The organism is Amycolatopsis coloradensis, assembly GCF_001953865.1.
GTDB lineage: Bacteria > Actinomycetota > Actinomycetes > Mycobacteriales > Pseudonocardiaceae > Amycolatopsis > Amycolatopsis coloradensis.
On sequence record NZ_MQUQ01000021.1, the window covers coordinates 169,538 to 191,533 of the forward strand.

Below are 21,996 nucleotides of genomic sequence, written 5' to 3' on the forward strand. Positions count from 1 at the left end.
CGTCGGACGAACATTCAGTCGGCCAGCCGCCTGGCCAGGCCGCGCACCGAGAGCGGCCACAGGAGCGCGGCGAAAGCGAGCAACACCAGCGCGTGCCCCACATCCGCGGCACCGAGCACGCCGAACGACGCGTGCCGCACCAGCTGGACACAGTGCTGGATGGGGTTGAACTGGGCGATCACGGTCAGCCAGGACGGCATGCCGGTCAGCGGGAAGAACACGCCCCCGACCATGACGAGCGGCGTGAGCAGGCCGGAGGTGACCAGCCGCAGACCGTCCACAGCGGACACCAGGACGGAGATCCACATGCCGAACAACGCGAATCCCAGTCCCGCCACCAGTCCCACCACGGGCACCAGCAGCATCTCCCAGCGCGGCGCGAGCCCGAAGAACAGGCTCACCACCAGTGGCGCGCAACCGAACCCGGCGGACTTGACCGCGGTCCAGCTCGCCTCGGCGCCGACGACGGCGGACACCCGCACCGGCTGGGTGAGCATCACCTCATAGATCCGCTGCTGGGTGCGGCGGTAGAACGTCTCGAACATGCCGGCGAACGCCGACGCGAACAGCACCGACGTGACGACCGTCCCGGTGCCGATGAAGTCCAGGTAGGGATGTCCGTCGACGCGGTCGACCAGCAGCCCGAACCCGAGCCCGAACCCCGCCAGGTAGATCAGCGGCTCGACGAGCGCGCCGAAGGTGGTCGCGAGCCAGTACCGGCGGAACATGATGCCTTCACGGCGCCACACGGCGCACAACACCGGCCAGCTCACGTCAGCGACTCCCCGGTCAGCACCACGAACACGTCCTCCAGGCTGGTGGGCCGCCGCACGTCCGCGGGCCCCAGCTCGTCCGCGACACCGGGCGGGACCTCCTCGGCGCGCAGCACGGACACGGCCATCCCGGTCTGCCGGTGCGGCAGCCCCGCCCGCCCGGCGATCTCCACCACCTCGGCGCGGCGCCGCGCGTCACCGAGGTACTCGACGGCCTGTGCGCCGGCGTGTTCGACGAGCAGCTCGGCGGGGGTGCCGGTGGCGACGATCTCCCCGCGCCGCAACACCACGACGTCGTCGGCGAGGCGCGCGGCCTCCTCGATGTAGTGGGTGGTCATGACGACCGATGTGCCGCGAGAGCGCAGGTCGTCGACCAGCTCCCACAACTCCTGGCGCACCTGGGGATCGAGGCCGACGGTCGGCTCGTCGAGCAACAGCAGCTCCGGGTCGCCGAGCACCGCCCGCGCGAGTTGCAGCCTGCGCCGCATGCCTCCGGAAAGCTTCTCGACCCGGTCGCCCGCCCGGTCGCGCAACCGGGTCAGCGCCAGCGCGTGGTCGACCACGCCGGTGAGCCGTTTCCTCGGCACACCACCGAGTCTGGCGAAGAACTCGAGGTTCTGCCGCGCGCTCAGCTCGCCGTCCAGGTCGTCGTGCTGCGGCACCACACCGAGTCTCGCCTTCACCTGCCGGGCCCGCTCGGGCACCGGATGGCCGAGCACCTCGATCTCGCCGCTGTCCGCGGTGGTCTGCCCGGTCAGCATCCGCAGCAACGTCGATTTGCCCGCGCCGTTGGGTCCGAGCAACCCCAGGCAGGTCCCCGCCCGGACCTCCAGGTCGAGACCGCGCACCACGGCGCGCTCCCCGTAGGTCTTCACGACCGCACGCAACCGCACCGCGGGCGTCACGGGTTCTCCGTCCGGTCGGCCACGAGCCGCGCGACGCCTTCGACGTCCGGGTGGTCCAGCAGCAGTTCGACGTCGAAGTCGACGTCGAACTCCGCCTGCACCCGTGCGATCAACCGCATCGCCCGCAACGAGTCGCCGCCGAGCGCGAAGAAGTCGTCGGCCCGGCCGATCCGCGTCACCCCGAGCACGTCCCGGAAGAGCTTCGCCACCACGGCTTCCAGCCCGTCGAGCTCGTCGGGCGCCGGTGGCACCGACGGTGCCGGGTCGGGCAGCGCCCGGATGTCGGTCTTGCCCGCCGACGACAACGGCAGCTCGGGCAGCGCGACGATCGTGTCCGGAACCATGTACGACGGCACGAAAGCGAGCAGGTGGGCACGCAGCTCGTCGGTGTCCGCGCCGTCGGCGACCACATACCCGACGAGCCGGTCGTCCCGCACCGTGACCGCGGCGTCGCGCACGGCCGGGTGGGCGAGCAGGACCTTCTCGATCTCGGCGGGCTCGATGCGGTGGCCGTGCAGCTTGAGCTGCCGGTCGATCCGGCCGAGCACCTCGACCCTGCCGTCCGCGAGCGGGCGGGCGAGGTCGCCGGTGCGGTACATCCGCCCGCCGGCCGCGATGCCGAACGGGTCGGTGACGAACCGTTCGGCGGTCAGCTCGGGGCGGCGCCAGTACCCGTCGGCGACGCCGAGACCGGCGATGTGCAGCTCGCCGACGACACCGGCAGGCACGGGTTCGCCGCGCCGGTCGAGCACGTGCAGGGCGGTGTTCGCGACGGGCAGGCCGACGGTCACCCGCGTGGTGTCCGCGTGGATCCGCTCGACGCTCGAGTACACGGTGGTCTCGGTGGGGCCGTAGAGGTTCCACACCGACTCGCCGCGCTCGGCAAGCGGCGCGGCGAGGTCCGGCGGGAACGCCTCGCCACAGCTCCACAGCTTCGGCCTGCCCACCCCTCGCCACCCGCTGCCGAGCAGCACCCGGTACCGCGACGGCGTCGCCTGGAACGCGGTGACCCGGCGCTCGGCCGCGTAGCGGTCGAGTTCGCGGCCGTCGAGGCCGAGCACACCGGTGCCGACGAGCACGGTCGCGCCGACCGCGAGCGGCACGAGCAGCTCGGCCAGCGAGGTGTCGAAGGTGAGCGTGGTCAGCGCGAGGAGCCGGTCGTCCGGGGTGAGTCCCGGATGCGCGGCCAGTGTCCACACCAGGTTCGCGAGTGCGCCGTGGCTGATCGCGACACCCTTCGGCGTGCCGGTCGAACCCGAGGTGTACATCAGGTAGGCCAGCCCTCCGGCATCCACTGTGGACTGACCGGGGAACGGAATGGCGTCGTCGGTCGTGCGGACCTGACGGGTGCCCCGCGGCAGCCTGGGCGCGCTCTCCTCGTCGGTGAGCACGACAACGGGCTCGGCGTCGGCGAGCACGGAAGCGATCCGCGCCACCGGGTGGCCGGGGTCGATCGGCACGAACGCCGCGCCGACCCGGTGCACCGCGAGCAGCGCGGCGACGAGATCGGCCGATCGCGCGAGGCACAGGCCCACCCGGTCGTTTTCGGACACCCCGGCGGCCACCAGCACCCCCGCGAGTTCCCGCACCCTTTCGTCGAGCTGCCGGTAGGTCAGCACGGTCTCACCGCACTCGACGGCGGGGTGGCCGGGGCGCGTCGTGAGATGCCTTGCCGTCAGTGCGGGCGTCAGCGTACGGACCGTGCCGGGATCGGTGGTCTCGTTGTGCCCGCGCAGCAACAGAAAGCGTTCCCGCGCGGGGGGCGCGACGATGTCGGCGGCGCCGGAGACGAGCCGGTCCAGCACGACGTCGAAGAACGCCAGCATCGCCTCGGCTTCCCCCACAGCGAACAGCGTGTCGTCGACGACGGCCAGTACCCTCAGCGCCGCCCCGGCCCGCACGACCAGCGTGAGCGGGTAGTTGGTGCGGGTCTCGTAACGCATGTCGCGCACACGTAGGCCGCCGACCGCGTCGTCGGGGTAGTTCTCGAACACGACGACCGTGTCGAACAACGACGGCAGCCCCGTCCAGCGGCGCACGTCAGGCAACGGGGTGTGCTGGTGGTCGAGCACTCGCAGGCGCCCCGCCGAGAACTCGGTGAGCCAGTCGTCACCGCCGAGCGACAGGCGCAGCGGCACGGTCGTGATGAACATGCCGACCATCGCCGTCGCGCCGGGGACCTCGTGTGGCCTGCCCGCGGTCGTCACACCGAAAACGACATCGTCGCGCCCGCTGAAACGAGCCAGCGTGACGCCCCACGCCGCGTCCACCAGGCAGCCAAGGGTGGTGCGCCGCGCGGTCGCGGTTTCCCGCAGCCGCCGGACCCGGTCCTCGGCCACGTGCAACGCGACGTCGCGATACCGGCCGGACGCCGTGGCGCCGGGCTTCGTGCCCGCGAAGCCGAGCTGCGTCGGTTCGGCGCCCGCCAGGTACTCGCACCAGAACGCGCGTGCGCGCTCGGGATCCCGCCCGCGCAGCCACGCCACGTGGTCACGGAACGAGGGCACGGGACCGGTCGGCTGGTCGCCCGCCATCGCACGGGCGATCTCCCCGAGCAGCAACGCCGACGACCAGCCGTCGATCAGCAGGTGGTGGTAGCACCACACGATCACGTGCTCGCCGGGCACCCGGACGACGAGCAGCCGCATCAACGGCGGCTTCTTCAGGTCGAACGGGCGTCCGCGCAGGTCGGCGACCAGTTCGGCCAGCTCCGCTTCCCGGCCTGCTTCGGACGCCCCGGTGAGGTCGGCGTGCTCGATCGGCAACGTGGCCTCGTGCAGCACCACCTGGTGCGGCGAGCTGAGGCGTTCCCAGGCGAACCCGGTCCTCAGCACGGCGTGCCTCGCGACCGCGCCGGCCCACGCCGCTTCGAACGCGCCGAGGTCGAGATCCTCACCGACGCGGAAGGTGACCAGCTCCACGTAGAGGCCCTCGGACGTCCTGCTGTGGAACAGCATTCCCTCCTGTGTCGGCGTCAACGGATAGGCGTCCGCGATCGGATTCACTGTTCCCGCTCCCCCTGTGCCGTGAACATGCCGACCAGCACGTCCATCTCCCTCGCGTCGAGCTCGGCGACCGAGAATTCTTTTCGGGGCACCTCAGGGGGCGCCTCCTCCGTCTCGCGCAACACCGCCGCCAGCTCGGCGACCGTCGGATGCGCGAACACGTCGCCGGGCGACACGGCGAGTCCCAGCTGCCGCGCCTGCGCCGCGATCTCGACGATCAGCAGCGAGTCGCCGCCGAGCTCGAAGATCGTCTGGTTCCGGCCGACCTCGACGCCCAGCATTCGTTGCCACATCTGGGCGAGGACGTCTTCCACGTCGCCGTCCGGCCGCACCACCGTGCCGGTGTTCTCTGCCGCCTTATTCCCCGGCGAGACGACCAGGTGCGGCAGGTGCCGATGTTCGAGTACCCGCCACAACGCGGCGACGCCCTCCACCGTGGCGATCCCCGTGCGAACGCCCGGCCTGCGCAGGGTGAAACCTTCCAGCTCCGCCAGGACCATGCCGTCGGCATCGGCGACCGTCACGTCCACTACCAGCGTGTCGCCGTCCCCGTGCCGCAGCCTTGACCACGAGTGCACCTCGGCGGGCAGCGCGTGCCGCACGACCAGCCTGGCGCAGGCGACCGGCACGTGGCCCGCGGCCAGCGTCGAGGTCGCCACGTCCAGCAGCGCCGGGTGCAGCGGATGGACGGTGAGGTCGTCTTGGTACCGCTCGGCGAGTTCCAGCCGTACCAGCGTTTCCCCGTCACCCGCCCAGGCGTCGGTGACACAGTCCCAGCGCGGGCCCCACTTCACCGGCCCGCTCTGCTCCACCGGGCCCGCCACCGCCGGTGCGCACCGGCCTCGCACCCCGGCGAGGTCGACGCGCGCGGGGTCCGATCCGGACACCGTGGACGCCGTGGACGCGATGGCCCGGCCGGTCACGCACACCTGACCGGCCGCCCTGATCTCCCACGCGTCCTGCCGCAGCACTACGTCGAGCTCCGGGGTGTCCGTCGCCGGAGCCTTGAAGACCACGTCCCGCAGTTCGACCACCGGTTCCGCGCGTGCGGCGATCACCAGCTCCAGCATCGCCATGCCCGGCACCACCGGCGTGCCCGCCACCTGATGCTCGTCGAGGAACCAACGGGTGTCCGCGGTCCACGCCACGCGATGCGCCACCGCGTCCGTCCCCCGCCTGCGCGAGGAGAACAGTGGATGCGCCGACGGCTCCGGCTCGCCGTCCGGCGCGGGCAGCACCTCGCCGCGCACCGCCATCCCGGCCTCGGCCCACCGGTCCCACGCGATCGCGACCGCACCCGGCACGACGTGCGCCAGGCTGTCCAGAACCGCGTTCGCCCCGGTGTAGGCGACCTGGCCGGGCCGTCCGGTCAGCGCCAGCACCGACGAGCAGTAGAGCACGAAGTCGGGCGGCGAATCCTTGGTCAACTCGTGCAACAACAACGCCCCCAGCACCTTCGGCGCCAGCACCCGCCCGACCTCCGCCCCGGTCGTGCCGTGCACCAGCCCGCCACCGGCGACACCGGCCGCTTGCACCATGCCGTCGATCCGCCCCACCGACGCCACGAGCGCCGCCAGCGCCCGCCTGTCCGTGACGTCGACGGCCTCGACCCGCACGGTGGCCCCCTTGCGTCGCAACGCTTCCACCTCGGGTCCCGCAACGGCGTTCCGCGAGACGAGCACCAGCGTGCAACGGCACCGCGCCGCGAACGCGGATGCCGCGGCGAGCCCGATGGCGCCGAGCCCACCGGTGATCAGATAGGTGCCGCCGTCACGCACCGCGGGCATGTCCTGCGCCTCGCCCGCGGGCAGCCGACTCGTCTCCGGCACCCACCGCCCGTTGGCCCGCACCACGACGACCGGCTCGGCCGGGTCGGCCAGCACCTCGGCGCACAACGGTTCCGGCGCGACGCCGAGCGCGTCCACCAACCGGCACCGCAGCGACATGTACTCGGCGGGCAGCACCCGCACTGGCCCGAGCGCGGCCGCCGTCTGCGGGCGAACCGGTGACTCACCGAGCGCCCCCGCGGTGAGGACGACCATCGTGATCGGCGCGCCGGGAAACGCCGACGCGAGCTCCCTGCCGAGGAACGCGGGCTCGGCCACGGCCTGTTCCGCTTGCGCCGCCAGGGTTTCCGCCGACGCCACACCGAGCTCCGCGGCCCGCGTGAGCGCGCCGTGCACCACCAGATCCGGCGCGGCGTCCAGATCACCGATCGCGCCCTGGCGCACGTCGTAGCCTTCCTCACGCAGCGACCGCACGAGGTCTTCGCCGACCCCGCTCACGAACGCGATGCCGGGCGCGAGCCGTCCGCGCGGGCGGGCCGTGCGCCGCCACGAGCGCTGGTGCAGCAGCTCCGGCGAGCCGGACCCGCGCCGCTCCCGCGAGTCGATCCAGTGCCGGTCCCGCGCGAACGGATACGTCGGCAACGCGACCTTGCGGCGTTCCCGCTCCTCCCCGACCCGTGCCCAATCGACCTCGTGCCCGGCCGCCCACAGCTCACCGAGCCCGGTGAGCCACGTCGGCGGCCGATCGTCCGGCCCGAGACCGGGCAGGAACGACCGCGCTCCCTCGATCGTGCGACGCGCGAAGACCGACAGCGCCCGGCCGGGCCCGGCCTCCAGTAGCTGACCGGGGTGCGCGCTCGCCGCGGTCCGGACGGCGTCGGCGAACCGCACGGTGCGCCGGGCCTGCGCCAGCCAGTAGGCGGGTGTCGGCGTGGTGAGCCAGTCGCCGGTGAGCGTGGACGCGATCGGGATCACCGGGGCGCGGCAAGGCGTCGCGGCGATCAGTTCCGTGAAGCCGGACAGCACGGCTTCCACCTGCCGGGTGTGGAAGGCGTGCGCGGTGTCGAGCAACCGCGTGGGCACGTCCAAGCGGGCCCGGACCGCCTCGATGGCCTCCCTCGGGCCCGCGAGCACGACGCGGTCGGGCGCGTTCACCGAGGCGATTTCGACGTCGTGGGACAGCAGCCCGGCGACCTCATCCTCGCGCAACGGCACCGAAAGCATCGCTCCCGGCGGCATCGCCGCCATCAGCCTGCCGCGCGCGGTGACCAGCCGGGCGGCGTCCGGCAGCGAGAAGACGCCGGCGAGGCAAGCGGCGGCGTACTCGCCGACGCTGTGGCCGACCAGCGCGGCGGGCCGCACTCCCAGCCCGGTCCACCACCTGGCCAGCGCGAGTTCCACGGCGAACAGGGCAGGCTGCACGACCTCGGTGCCGCCTGGTCCACCGTGCAGCGTCAACTCCCGCACCTCGGGGCCGAACACCTCCAGGCACGCGTCCAACTCGGCGCGGAACACCGGTTCCGAGCGGTACATCCGCGCGACCGTCCCACCGATCGCCGTGCCCTGACCGGGGAAAAGGAACACCGGGCCCGTCGGTGCCGAAGCGTTGCGCGCGATACCCGGCTCACTCAGCGCGGCACGGGCCTCCGGCATCGACCGGGCGACGACGAATCGGCGCTCGGCGTGTGCGGTCCGGCCGGTCTGCAGCGTATGTGCCACGTCCGCGATGTCGGCGGTGTCCAGGTCCGTGGCGGCGAAGGAACGGGTGAGGGTGTTCAGCGCCGTCGTGGTGCGCGCGGACAACGGCAGCACCTGCCATCCCACGGCCGGGAGCGGCCCGCGTCCTGGCGCCTCGGCCAGCACGAGGTGGGCGTTGGTGCCGCCGATGCCGAACGAGCTGACCCCGGCGAGTCTCCTGCCCTGCCTCGGTTCCCACGGCCGCGCGTCGGGGGACACGCGGAACGGGCCGTCGTGCCGTGTGCTGCCCACGGTCGGCGCCAGGGTCCGGTGCCGCAGGCACAGCACCGTCTTGATCAGGCCCGCCATCCCGGCGGCGGTGTCGAGGTGCCCGACGTTCGACTTGACCGAGCCGAGCCCGCACTCACCGCCTGACCAGTCGGCGAACACCCGGCGCAACGCGGCCAGCTCGATCCGGTCGCCGAGCACCGTGCCGGTGCCGTGTCCCTCCACATAGGACACCTCGTCGGCGGTGACACCGGCGACGGCGTGGGCGGCGCCGATGACCCGCACCTGGCCTTCAAGACCGGGCGCGGTGTAGCCGACCTTGTGGCCGCCGTCGTTGTTGATCGCCGAGCCGAGCAGCACCGCCCTGATGTCGTCGCCGTCGGCACGGGCGTCCGCGAGCCGCTTCAGCACGACCGCGCCGACGCCACCGCCGAACACGGTGCCCGTCGCCGACTCGTCGAATGGACGGCAGTGGCCGTCGGCGGACAGGATCCCGCCTTCGTGGTGGAGGTAGCCCTCGCCGGTGAGCACGCCGATCGACACCGCGCCCGCCACCGCCGCCGAGCACTCGCCCGAAAGCAGGCTCTCGACCGCGAGGTGCACGGCGACGAGCGCCGACGAGCACGCCGTCTGCACGCTCATGCTCGGGCCGGTGAGGCCGAGCTTGTAGGACGCCCTGGTGGCCAGGTAGTCCTTCTCGCCACCGGCGAGCCACTGCACGTCGGCCACGTCGCCGAGCCGGTCGGCGGCGGGCAGCAGCCGATGGGTCAGGTAGGAGTTGAACCCCGCCGCGGCGTACACCCCGATGTCGCCGCCCGGTCGCGTGCCCGCGTCCTCCAGCGCCGTCACCACGCACTGCAGAAACAGCCGGTGCTGGGGATCCATCAGCTCCGCCTCGCGGGGTGGCACGCCGAAGTACGCGGCGTCGAACTCGTCGATGTCGTCGACCACACCGCCCGCCGCGACGAACGCCGGATCGGCGACGCGGGCCGCGGGCACCCCGCTGGCGAGCAGTTCGTCGCGGCCGAACCGGCTGATGGTCTCCTTTCCGGACAGCAGGTTGCGCCAGAACTCGCCGGCGTTCGCCGCGCCGGGGAACCGGCAGGCGAGGCCGATGATCGCGACCGCTTCGTCTTCGTCGCTCATGCGGTTCCTCGCGCGTCCCTGCGCCTGGCCCGGTGGCCGCGCCTGAGGTCCGCCCGTGCGGCCACGTCCGCCGTCTCCACCGGCGCGGGCGCGTGGTCGAGTGCCGAGGCCAAGGCCTGGATCGTCGGCAGTTCGAACAGCTCGACCAGGCTCAGTTCACGCCCGAACGCCTCGGTGATCCGCCGCTGCACCCGCACGAGGTGCACGGAGTTCGCGCCGAGGTCGAAGAAGTTTTCGGACGGCCCGACCTCCTCGATCCCGAGCACGTCACGCCACATCCGGACGAGCCGGTCCGTCGTCGTGCCCGCGACCGGTGCGGTGACGACGACCGGCTCGGGCGCCGCCGCACGCGCCGGGTCCGCCAGCGCCTGGCGATCCACCTTCCCGTTGGCAGTCAAGCGAAGCGCTTCAAGCACGTGGATACGCTGCGGCACCATGTAATCGGGCAACCGCTCGGCCAGCGCGGCCCTCAGCTCCTCCTCCAGCGTCCGCACGCCCACCGGCGTCCCGCCGAGCAGGCTGTGCAGCAGCACCTGGTCCTCCTCCAGTCTCAGCGCCGTTCGCAGCGGCGCGTACCCGACGTCGCCGACCGGACAGAGGGCGACTCCGGCCGCCTTCGCCCGTGTGCGCAGCACTTGCGCCATCGCACCCGCTTCGAGCAGGCAGAAACGTTCGGCGTGCCCGGCGTACACCGGGGCGATCGCCGACGGCCGCGACACCAGGAAGACGGCGAAACCGGCGCCGTCGTACAGCGTGTGGTTGTTCTCCGCCAACGAGGTCCGGTCGGGCCAGCCGTCCGGGGCGAGGTCGATCAGCCGGTGCGACACGGGATCGTGGTAGTAAGCCCCCGCACGGAGGCCGCGCACACCGTCCGGCCGCACCACGACGTACGCCTGTACCGGGTACAGCCCACCGGCGGACGGGTAGCCGTACTTGGGCGCGCCCGTGCCCTCGTGTTCGGCCAGCGCGGCCAGCAGTTCACCGAGCTCGCGCACGTCGACCGCGCCGCCGCCGAACGCGGTGGCGCTGTCCCCGGCCGCGTGAGCCGTACCGCCGACGAGTGGCGTCGACGGCGACGCCGTCAGATCACGTCGCACGCCGGGACGGCGCAGCCGCGCTTCCAGTCCGCTCAGGTCGGACCGCGTGGGGGTCACCCGCGCGACCTCGGCCGCGACCACGTACCCGGCCAGCCGCGCGGTGTCGCCCTCGCCCTGCACGATCACGGCCGCCTCGGCGACCCGCGGATCACCCGCGAGGACCGACTCGATCTCCCCCAGCTCGATGCGCATTCCGCGCACCTTCACCTGGGAGTCCTCGCGGCCAAGGAACTCCAGTGTGCCGTCCGGCCGATGCCGGGCGAGGTCACCGGTGCGGTAGAGCCGCTCACCGGTGACGGGATGCGTGACGAACGCGGCGGCGGTCAGCTCGGGCGCGTCGCGGTAGCCCAGCGCCACGCCGATACCCCCGATGTACAGATCGCCGGGCACCCAGAACGGCTTGGCGCGCAACGACTCGTCGAGGACGTGCATGCTCTGGTTGCGCATCGGGCGGCCGTACGGGATGGACGTCCACGACGAGTCGACCTCCCCGATCGGGTGCAGCACCGACCAGATCGACGCCTCGGTGGCTCCGCCGAGGCCGACGATTTCCACCTCACCCGCGTGCGCCCGGATCTGGCCGGGCAGGCCGACCGGGATCCAGTCGCCGCTGAGCAGGACCAGCCGCAACGACTCGACCCGCGAACCGTGGGCGAGCAGCAGTTCCATCAGCGCGGGCACCGAGTTCCACACGGTGACCCGGTGCTCGCGCACCGCGGCTGCCCAGGCGGCCGGGTCACGCTGCTGCCCCGGTCCCGGCAGCACCAGCGTCGCGCCCGCCGCCAGCGTGCCGAACACGTCGTAGACCGACAGGTCGAAGCTGAGCGCGGAGCTGCCGAAGATCCGGTCGTCGGGACGGATGCCGAACCGTTCGTTGATGTCCACCACGGTGTTGAGCGCGCCCCGGTGGTCGATCAGCACACCCTTGGGCTCGCCGGTGGACCCCGAGGTGTAGATGATGTAGGCGAGGTCGCCCGGCTCGGCCGAGCTCTCCGGCACCGGGTCCACCGCGTCGGGAACCGTTGCCGGGCAGGTGATCCGCGAAACATTGCCGACGGCGACGTCCCGCTCGGACACGATCACCGCGGTCGCGCCCGCCCGCCGCACGATCAGCTCGATCCGCGCGGGCGGCAGCCCGATGTCGAGCGGCAGGTACGCCGCGCCCGCCCGCAGCACGCCGAGCACCGCGGCGACCTGCCGCCAGCCGCGCTCGAGCAGCACGCCGACCACCTCCGCGCCGGTGGCCAGCACCTGGTGCGCGACGGCCGCCGACACGCGGTCGAGCTCGGCGTAGGTGAGACCACCGGTCGGCGTGATCACCGCCTGCCGGTCGGGCCGCAGCGCCGCCTGAGCCAGAAACGGCTGGTGTAGCAGGCCTTCCGGGATCGGCCCCGCGGTCGCGTTCAGCTCCGCGTAACAGGCGGGCTGCGCGGCGGGCAACAGCGAGCGGCGTTCGTCCGTCCACGCCGCTTCCTCCGTGGCGAGCCCGCCGAGCAGGGCGAGGTAGGCCGCGAACATGTCGTCCAGCACGCCGGGCGGGAACAACGCGTCCACCGCGTCCCAGGTCAGCGCCAGCGCTCCGGCGATCTCGCCGACCTGGTGGTCGAGCCACACCTGCGGGGTCTGCGTGATCGTGTGCACGACCGTGCCGCCCAGTTCGGTGAGCAGCCCGGTCTCCCCGGCGTCGCCGATGCCCAGCTCGCTCGTGAACACCACCGGCAGCGTCGCTTCGGCCATACCGCCCCGGTGCCGCGCCAGCTCACGCGACACCTGGACACCGGTCACCGCGCGGTGGTCGAGGTCATCCCACAATCGCCGCTGCGCGCGCTGGGCACGGGTGCCGAAGTCACCGGTGGTCGCCCCGTCGACCTCGAACAGGCTCAGCATCGTGAAGTCGCCGACGAGCGACGGCAGGTCCCGGTGGTCGCCGTGCCGGTTGAACAGCGTCAGGTTCAGGGTGAACCGGTCGCGCACCGACCAGGTGCCGAGCACCTGTGCGTACGCGGTGAGCAGCAACGCCGACGGGGTCACCCGCAGCCGCGCCGCGCGGGCCTTGAGCGTCGTCCACGTCGCCGCGTCGAGCTCCGCCGCCCGGCGCACGAACCGGGTCGGCCCGGCGACCTCACGGCGCACCGGCAGCTCCGGGGCGGCGGGCAAGGTGTCCAGCCGGTCGCGCCAGTACGCCAGCGCGCGGTCACGCGACTCGTCGTCCACCCGCTGGGCCAGCAGGTAGTCGCGGAAGGTGAGGCCGAGCGGCACCGGGTCCAGGTCGCCGCGGTAGACCGCCACCAGCTCGCGCAGGAGCACCCGCAGGCTCTCGCCGTCGGCGATGAGGGTGTCCACCGACAGGTGCAGCCGGGTGCGGCCCTCGGCGAGGAGACTCGCCCGCAACTCGAACAACGGCCACCGGTCCGACGGCAGCACCTGGTGCGACATCCGTTCCCGCACCTCGGCCAGCCGCTCCGCACCGTCGGGTCCGGACAGCTCAGCGCGCTCGATCCGGTAGTCCGGCACAGCGGGAAGCACGACCTGCTCGCCGTCCGGCGTGACGATCGCGCGCAGCATGTCGTGCCGCCGGACGAGCCCGTGCCACGCCGATTCCAGCCGGTCGACGTCCATGCCGGGCAGCTCGATCTCCAGGTACTGGTGGCACGACACGTCGCCACCGGAGCGCCCGATCCAGTACGCCCGCTGCACATCGGTCAGCGGGAACGGCACGTGGCGGCCGGCGCTGTCCGCGACGGGTCCCGGCCGGGCCGGGACGGCGGGCCCGTCCACGGTCAGCTCGCGCGCGAGCGCCGAAATCGTCGGGGAGTCGAACAACGTGCGCAGTGCCAGGTCCGCGCCGAGCTCACGCCGGACACGGGCGACGAGCTGGGTCGCGAGCAGGGAATGCCCGCCCAGCGCGAAGAAGTCGTCGTGCGTGCCGACCCGGTCCACACCGAGCAGTTCGGACCAGATGGCGGCGAGCACGGTCTCCGTGCCCGCCGCCGGTGCGACGTAGGCGTTGTCCAGTTCGGGGCGCGCGCCGCCTGCCGCGGGCAGCGCGTTTCGATCGAGCTTCCCGTTGGGGGTCGAGGGAAGCGCGTCCAGCCGGACGACCCGTGACGGGACGAGATGCGCGGGCAGCACGGCCGCCAGCGCCGCCCGGACGTCGCCCACCGGCTCACCGACGACGTACGCGGTGAGCGCGGCGGCCTGCGTGCCGAGACCGTGTGCGGCGACCGCGGCCCGCCGGATCCCCGGCAGCGCGGCCAGCGCCGCCTCGACCTCGCCCGGCTCCACCCGGAATCCGCGCAGCTTGACCTGGTGATCGGCGCGGCCCAGATAGTCGAGCCTGCCGTCGGGCGACCTGCGGACGATGTCGCCGGTGCGGTACATCCGGCCTGGCGCGAAGGGATCCGCCGGGAAGCGCTCGGCGTCGAGCTCCGGCCGGTTCAGGTAGCCGGCGGCCACGCCGTCACCGGCGATGTGCAGCTCGCCGGGGACGCCCACCGGCACGGAACGGCCGTGCGGGTCGAGCACGTGCAGCCGGGTGTTGGCGATCGGCCGTCCGATGCTGACCCGCGGCGCACGAGCGTCCACGACGTCGCAGGACGACCAGACGGTGGTCTCGGTGGGGCCGTACATGTTGCGCACCACGGCGTCGGTGCGCGCCGCGATCCGCCGTACCAGATCGAGGTCGAGCGCCTCGCCGCCGAGCAACCACTGCCGCAGCCCGGCCAGCGCATCCGCGTCGGGCTCGTCGAGCAACGCCCGTGCCCGCGAGGGCGTGCACTGCAAGTGCGTGATCCCGTTCTCGCGGATCGTCCTGGTCAACGGCCGCGGCCCGGAGCCGCCGGAACGGCGCAGCCGGTCGAGCACGGGCAGGTGCGCGAGCACCTCGTCGGTCTCGACCCCGAAGTCGATCAGGCACGCGATCTCGTCGACGCCGACCGCGCCGAGCCTGTCGACCAGCGCGCGGCACTGATCGATCCCGCCGATCAGCGCGCCGTCGTCGAGATACCTGGCGCAGGCGTGGTCCAGCAACGCCTCCAGGTCGTCGTCGGTGAAGTCGGCCGAGCGGACGTCCATGCCCAGCGCGCGGCCGAGGTTCTCGATCAGGCCGAGCGACGAGCGCAGGTAGTCGCGGAACGGTTGCCACGCCGTCGCCCGCGTCCGCTCGGCGTCCTCGCCGACGAACGTGTGCAGCATCAGCGTCACGTGCGGCTCGCCCGCGTGTCCCTCGGCACGCCACGCCTCGCGGTAGGCGACGATCTTCGTGGCCAGCTCCTCGACGCTCTGCCCGAGCAGGTGCGTGAGCAGCCGCGCGCCGATCCGGCCCGCCGTGCGGCAGGTCTCGATATTGCCCGAGGACGTGAGCCACACCGGCAGCTCGGACCGCACTGGCCGGGGCAGCATGGCGACCTCGACCTGCCGCCCGCGCGGTCCTTCGAACTTCTGTGGCTCGCCGCGCCACAGCGCGCGCACCTGTTCGATCCTGGTGAGCAGCACTTCGTGGCGGCGCTCGTAGGAGTCCTTGTCCAGCACGAAGTCGTCCGTCTGCCAGCCGGAAGCAAACGAGACACCGACCCGCCCGTCCGACAGGTTGTCCACCACGGACCACTCCTCGGCGACCCGCACCGGGTGGTTGAGCGGCAGCACCACGCTGCCCGCCCTGATCTCCAGCCGCTCGGTCACCGACGCCACCGCGGCGCCCAGCACCGACGGCGCGGGGAACGACCCGCCGAACGCGTGGAAGTGCCGTTCGGGCAGCCACACCGCGCTGAACCCGTGCTCGTCGGCGAACTTCGCGCCGTCCAGCAGCAGCCGATACTGCTGCGAGCCGGGCGTGGACTGCGTGCCGGAGAAGTAGAAGAGGCTGAACTCGGGGCCCTCGCGGCCGGCGTCGAGGGTGACCCGGTGCCCCCGGCTGAGCGTCCACAGCAGTTCGAGCACCGAGATGTCGAACGACGGGCTGGTCACCGCCAGCCAGTCGGCCGCCTCCGGCGTGCCGATCTCCCGGTCCATGGCGACCAGGAAGTTCGCCAGGTTCGCGTGGGTGACGACGACGCCCTTGGGCGCTCCGGTCGAGCCGGAGGTGTAGATCACGTACGCGGGGGCGTCCGGGTCGGCCGGACTCGACGGGAGTGGCTCGGCCGAAGGCACGTCGTCCAGGTCGAACAGCGGTACGTCCTCCGGTGCCCGGTCGCGGGAGAACCGGTCCACCACCACGAATTCGAGGCCCGCGTCGGTCGCGATGTAAGCGAGCCTGCTCGCCGGGTATTCCGGGTCGAGTGGCACGTAGGCCGCTCCGGAGCGCAGCACGGCGAACATCGCCACCACCAGGTCGGCGCCACGGCCGAGACACAGCCCGATGCGCGTGCCCGGTCCGGCGCCCGCCCCCCGCAGCCCGGCCGCGAGCCGCTCGACCCGCCTGCCGAGCTCGGCGTAGGTGATCCCGTCCACCGCCACGGCGTCCGGGGTGGCCGCGCACTGCCCGCGCAGAGCCTCCACCGCACCGTCCGCCGGGGTGACGGGCACCGCGGTGTCGTTCCACTCGTCGAGTCGCGCCTGCTCGGCGTCCGTCGGGCGCAGGTGCCACGACAAGGAGGCGTCCGGTTCCGCGACGACACGGCCGAGCACGACCGCGAAGACGTCGCACAGCCGCCGCACGGTCGGCTCGTCGAACAGGTCGCGGCTGAAGCCGCAGACACCGCGCACTCCCGCGCTGTCTCCGGTCAGGTCGAGATCGAGATCGAAGCGCGCCGTGCCGTTGTCCAGTTCCGCCTGCTCCACGGACACGCCGGGCAGCTCGATCGCGGCCGAGTCGTCCGGCCGGTAGCCGAACTGCACCTGGAACAACGGGTGGTGGTCCGCGCCGCGTTCCGGCCGCAGCTCACGCACCAGCCGTTCGAACGGAACGGTGTCGTGCCCGAGCGCGCCCAGCACGGTTTCCCTGGTGCGGGCCATCAACTCCGCGAAGTCCGGGTCGCCGGACAGGTCGGTGCGCAGCACGAGGCTGTTGACGAACATGCCGACCACGCCCTCGACCTCAGGCAGATTCCGACCGGCGACGGGCGAGCCGACCACGACGTCCTGCTGCCCGGAGTGCCGCATCAGCACGGCCTGCCACGCGGCGAGCAGCACCATGAACGAGGTCGCGCGATGAGCCCGTGCCAGTGCGGTCACCTGTTCGGCGAGCTCCGCGCCGAGCCGGAAGTGCACCCGCCCGCCGCGCTCACCCGGCTGGGCGGGCCTCGGCCGGTCGGCGGCCAGTTCCAGGACCGGCGGTGCGCCGTCGAGCCGGTCCCGCCAGTACGCCAGCGCGGGCGCGATGGCCTCCTCGGTCACCGTACGCCGTTGCCACGCCGCCCAGTCCGCGTACTGCACCGGAGGCGCCGCGATCGGCGTGCCGTCGTATCCGGCGGCCAGCTCACCGATGAGCACCCGGCGCGACCACCCGTCCCCGACGAGGTGGTGGTTGGTGACGACGAGCAACGCGCGGGTGGCGCCACCGCGCACCAGCAGCGCGCGGAACAGCGGGCCACGCTCGAGGTCGAACGGCAGCGACGCCTCCCGCCCGGCCAGCTCCCGCAGTCGTTCGTCCGGCGCCGCGGGTTCGTCGAGCACCCGCAGCTCGAACGCGGACCGCGCGGCGATGCGCTGGACGGGTACGCCGTCCACAACGGACACCGTGGTACGCAGCGCCTCGTGCCGGTCGATCACCCCGCGCAGCGCGGCCTCCAGCGCGGGCACGTCGAGCTCTCCGCGCAGCCACAGCCCGGCGTACTCGTTGGCCGCGGCCGATCCCGGCCGCAGCTGGTCGACGAACCACAGCCGCTCCTGTCCGAACGACAGCGGCGGCGGCACGTCGCCGTCGCGACGGATCGTGGGCGCACCCGCGGTTTCACGGCCACGCAGTCGTCGTTCGTACTGCTCGCGTTGCGCCGGTGTCAGCCGGGAAAGGCGGTCCCGCCTCGGCCCGCTCACTGCTGCACCTGGGCGAGGATCATGTCCTCGATCCGCTCGGCCACGTCGGCGACACTGCCGCCCTCGAAGAACACCAGCACCGGGATCTCCACGTCGTAGCTCGCCCGCAGCCGCGCCACCACCTGCGCGGCGAGCAGCGAATGTCCGCCCAGCTCGACGAAACCGTCGTGCAGGCCGACCCGGTCGATGCCGAGCAGCTCCTGCCACAGTTCGGTGAGGCGCTGCTCCAGCTCCGTTTCCGGCGCGGTGTACGCGGTCCGCAGTTCGGGACGCGCGTGCCTCGTGGTGGCGGGCGCCGACGGGGTCCGCGCGGTCAGCGCCCGCACCCCGGCCGCGCGCGCCACGACCACCTGTCCTGGCGGCGTACCGAGGCTCGCCTCGAAGGCGCGCACCCCCTGGTCCGTGGTGAGTCCTCCGGCCACCAACGTGCCGTGCAGGGCGCGCAAGCTCTCCGGAACGACCGCGCCGGCGGCCATACCGACTTCCGACCACATGTCCCAGTCGAGCGACCACGTGCGCCGCTTGCCGCGCACGGCCTCGGCCGCGGCGACGCCGTCGAGATAGGCGTTGGCTGCGGTGTAATCGATCTGGCCGTAGGTCGGCACGATCGACGACAGCGACGAGCACAGCACGAGGAAGTCGGCCTCGTCGTCGCGTAGTGCGGCGAGCAGGTGGCGCGTGCCGTCGACCTTCGGCGCGAGGACCGACCGCATGAGCTCGTCCGGCCGCAGTTCGGCGGCGCCACCACCGGGCACTCCCGCGGCGTGCACGACGCCGTCGATCCGGCCGAGTTCGGTGCGCGCGACCGCCAGCGCGGCCTTCAGCGCGGACGCGTCGGTGACGTCGGCCCGCACCACATGCAGCGCCGGGCTCACCTCGGCCAGCTTTCGCAACGCGCGCACGACCTCCGTGGCCTCGGTCGAGGGGTCACGCCAGTCCGGTACCTCGCGCCGGGTCAGCAGCACCAACCGGGCCGAACGGGTGCGGGCGAGATGGTCGGCGAGCGCGAGGCCGATGCCGCCGAGGCCACCGGTGATCACGTAGCCGCCGCCGTCCCGCAGCACGTCCGCCGTCGCGGGTGCGGGCAGTTCCTCGAAGCTCCGCAGCCATTCCCGTCCACCGCGCAGCGCGACAAGCGGTGCCGTCGGCACCAGGGCGGCCCGCACCACGTCGGCGGGCACCCAGTCCCCGGCGAGGTCGATCTGCGTGCAGGTCAGGTTCGGGTACTCCGCAGGCAGCACCGAGCAGACGCCGCCGAGCAGTGCCGCGTCCGGGTCCACCTGGTCACCGTCGGCGACAGCGTGGCCTGCGGTGGTGACGACGCCGAGACGCACGTCGTGGACGACGCTCTCCGCGGTGAGCGCCCGCGCCAACCGGACCAGGCTGAAGAAGCCCCGGTCGGCGTCGGCGGGCGCCCAGCAGTGCAGCACCGCGGTGGGCGTGCGCACGAGTGCCCGCAGTTCACGCAGCAGCGCCGCGTAGTCCTCGCCGCGCACCGGGTTCAGCTCGTACTGGCCGCGTTTGACGCGCTTGAACTCCGCGCCGGGCCGTAGGCAGGTGACGATCTGGCCGCGGGCGGTCAGCAGGTCGGCCAGCCGCTGTCCCGGCCCGTCGTCGTCGACGAACACCAGCCAGGTGGATCGCTTCGCCTGCAGTGGATCCTGCTCGCGTATCGGCTGGACCCGCCATCGCGGCCCGCTCAGCACGGCTGGAGGCTCGGCAAGCACGGCGGAGTCGGCGGGAGCAGCCGGGGTGACCCAGTGCTCGCGGCGCTCGAACGGGTAGCCGGGCAGGGTCGCCCGGCGTCCGCCCTGAGGCCAGCGCACCGGCAGACCTCGCGCCCACATGCCCGCGAGTGCGCCCGCGACACCGTTTTCCTTTTTGGACAGTGGGGCGGGAACGAGCGCGGCGTGCGGCAGTCGCGCGGCACGCACGAGATCAGTGAGCACACCGCCCGGACCGGTCTCCACGAACACCGGGCGTTCGACGAGATCCGCCACCGCGCGCACGGCGGCGTGGAACCGCACGGGTTCGCGTAGCTGCCGCACCCAGTGCGCCGGATCCGTCGCCTGCTCCGCGCTCAGCCGTGCGCCGGTCACGCCGCTCATCAACGGGATGCTCGGCGCGGACAACGTCACGCTCACCACCACGTCGGCGAACCGGGCCGTGATCGACTCGACAGCGCGGCTGTGGAACGCCCGCGCGCCGGGCAACCGGACACCACGGACGCCTTGCGCGGCCAACGCTTCCAGCGCGGACCGCACGGCTTCGGCGGTACCGGACAGCACACTGGACCGCGGCCCGTTGACCGCGGCGAGGTCGAGGTCGTGTTCCCGCGCGAGTTCGGCGGCGCGTTCGCCGTCGACCGGCAGCGCGGCCATCGCGCCCGGCGGCAGTCCGGCCATCAACGCGCCACGGGCGGACACCAGCCGCAGCGCGTCCGGCAGGGTGAAAACACCGGCCACGCAGGCCGCGGTGTACTCGCCGAGACTGTGACCGAGCACCGCGGCCGGGCGCACGCCGCGGTCCAGCCACAGCTGCGCCATCGCGTAGCCGATCGTGAACACGACGGGCTGGGTGACCTCGGTACGGGTGAGCTCCTCGGTGGATCCGTCGCGCAGCAACGTGGCGAGGTCGAGCCCGAGCAGGACGGCGCACTCGTCGACGGCGGCACGGAACACGGGCTCGGCGTCGTACAGCTCGCCTGCGACACCCGCGAGGTCGAGACCCTGGCCGGGCACCAAGAACACCGCGCCGGTGGCGTCGGCGTGTACCGGCTTGAGTTCGCCCCGCAACGCCTCGACGGCCCGCGCGGTGTCACCAGCCACGACGGTGAGCCGGTGCTCCAGCTCGCGCCTGCCGTGCTGCAGCGTCGCGGCCACAGTGGCCAGTTCGCGCTCGGGATGCGCTCGCAGGTCGGCGGCGAGCCGCTCGGCCAGCGTCGTCAGCGCCGTCGGGGTGCGTGCGGACAGGGTGAGTACGTGCGGTCCCGGCGGGGCTGGCATCCTGTGTTGTTCCGGCGCCTGTTCCAGCACGACGTGCGCGTTGGTGCCGCCGACGCCGAACGAGCTGACCGCGGCGCGGCGCGGACCGCCGGCGACCGCCCAGCCGGTGGTCTCGTCCGGCAGGAAGAACGGCCCGAGGTCGAGCTCGGGGTTGGGTGCGCCGCGATGCGGCCCGGCGGGAACCTTGCCGTTGCGCAGCACCAGGATCGTCTTGATCAGCCCGGCGATGCCCGCCGCCGTGTCGAGGTGGCCGATCGTGGCCTTGAGCGAGCCGAGCGCGCACTTGCCCGGATGCCCGGCGTAGGCGGCGGACAACGCGGCCGCCTCGATGGGGTCGCCGATGGGCGTGCCGGTGCCGTGCGCCTCGACGTAGCCGATGGTGCCGGGGTGCACGCCCGCCATGTCCAGCGCCTCGCGGATCACCGCGGTCTGCCCGCTCACGCTGGGCGCGGTGAACCCGGCCTTGTGCGCGCCGTCGTTGTTGACGGCGGAGCCCAGGATCACCGCGTGCACGCGGTCGCCGTCCTCGATCGCGTCGGCCAGCCGCTTGAGCACGACGACACCCGCGCCGTTGCCGAAGACGGTCCCATCGGCGTCCGCGGCGAACGGACGGCAGTGCCCGTCGCGCGACTCGATGCCGCCCTCGGCGTGCAGGTAGCCGGCACGGTGCGGCACGGTTACCGAGACACCGCCCGCGAGCGCGAGGTCGCTCTCGTGGCTGAGCAAACTCTGCACCGCGAGATGCACCGCCACCAGTGAGGTCGAGCACGCGGTCTGCACGGTGACGGCGGCTCCGCGCAGGTTGAGCTTGTAGGCCACCCGCGCCGCCAGCTGATCGGTCTGGTTCGCCTGATACAGCAAGGGAATGCCGAGCTTTTCCTGCAGATCCGGGCGGCCGAGGAGGTGCTGGATCAGGTAAGTGCTGAGCATCGCGCCCGCGTATACCGCGACGGGGCCGTCGACCCGTTCGGGGTCGCGGCCCGCGTCCTCGAACGCCGTCCACGCGCACTCCAGCAGCAGCCGGTGCTGGGGGTCCAGCACGTCCGCCTCCAGCCCGGTGAAGCCGAACAACACCGAGTCGAAGCCGGCGACGTCGTCGAGCACACCCTTGGCGGGAACGTACTTGTGGTTGCGCCACAGGGACTCCGGCACACCGGCGGCGCGCAGGTCCGGCTCGGTGAACCGGGTGATCGCCTCGCGGCCGTCCATCAGCAGCGGCCACAGTTCGTCCACCGAGCCCGCGCCGGGGAACCGTCCGGCCATTCCGATGACAGCGATCCGCTGGGTGTCGTCGACGTCGTTCATCTCTCGCTTCGCCTTTGCCTCGGTTAGTGGATTCGG

The 21,996-nt window shown here is 72.8% G+C and carries 6 protein-coding genes; all 6 read right to left on the bottom strand.

Features of this window, described 5'->3' with window-relative positions; all coding sequences use genetic code 11:
- Nucleotides 1-14: 14 nt before the first annotated feature.
- From BS329_RS35280 to BS329_RS35305, 6 genes are read right to left on the bottom strand one after another with little or no spacing between them, the layout of a single operon-like run.
- Entirely contained in the window at nucleotides 15-773 is a 759-nt protein-coding gene (locus BS329_RS35280) for an ABC transporter permease (protein WP_084750571.1), read from the bottom strand.
- Complete coding sequence (locus BS329_RS35285) at nucleotides 770-1,678, bottom strand: ABC transporter ATP-binding protein (protein ID WP_076167089.1); 909 nt, start codon at nucleotides 1,676-1,678, stop codon at nucleotides 770-772. The genes BS329_RS35280 and BS329_RS35285 overlap by 4 nt, the downstream gene beginning before the upstream one ends.
- A complete protein-coding gene (locus BS329_RS35290; RefSeq protein WP_076167090.1) occupies nucleotides 1,675-4,683 on the bottom strand; it encodes a non-ribosomal peptide synthetase in 3,009 nt (1,002 codons plus the stop codon). The genes BS329_RS35285 and BS329_RS35290 overlap by 4 nt, the downstream gene beginning before the upstream one ends.
- Complete coding sequence (locus tag BS329_RS35295) at nucleotides 4,680-9,581, bottom strand: type I polyketide synthase (RefSeq protein WP_076167092.1); 4,902 nt, start codon at nucleotides 9,579-9,581, stop codon at nucleotides 4,680-4,682. Before BS329_RS35295 ends, BS329_RS35290 begins: the two co-directional genes overlap by 4 nt.
- On the bottom strand, nucleotides 9,578-17,650 hold the full coding sequence (locus tag BS329_RS35300) for a non-ribosomal peptide synthetase (RefSeq protein ID WP_076167094.1): 8,073 nt from the start codon (nucleotides 17,648-17,650) through the stop codon (nucleotides 9,578-9,580). Before BS329_RS35300 ends, BS329_RS35295 begins: the two co-directional genes overlap by 4 nt.
- Nucleotides 17,647-21,960, bottom strand: a complete 4,314-nt coding sequence (locus BS329_RS35305) for a type I polyketide synthase (RefSeq protein ID WP_076167095.1) — start codon at nucleotides 21,958-21,960, stop codon at nucleotides 17,647-17,649. The genes BS329_RS35300 and BS329_RS35305 overlap by 4 nt, the downstream gene beginning before the upstream one ends.
- Nucleotides 21,961-21,996 lie beyond the last annotated feature (36 nt).

Bases quoted from the DNA above. Each gene is read 5' to 3' on its own strand.
- BS329_RS35295 (WP_076167092.1), bottom strand. From the start codon at position 9,581: ATGAGCGACGAAGACGAAGCGGTCGCGATCATCGGCCTCGCCTGCCGG.
- BS329_RS35305 (WP_076167095.1), bottom strand. From the start codon at position 21,960: ATGAACGACGTCGACGACACCCAGCGGATCGCTGTCATCGGAATGGCC.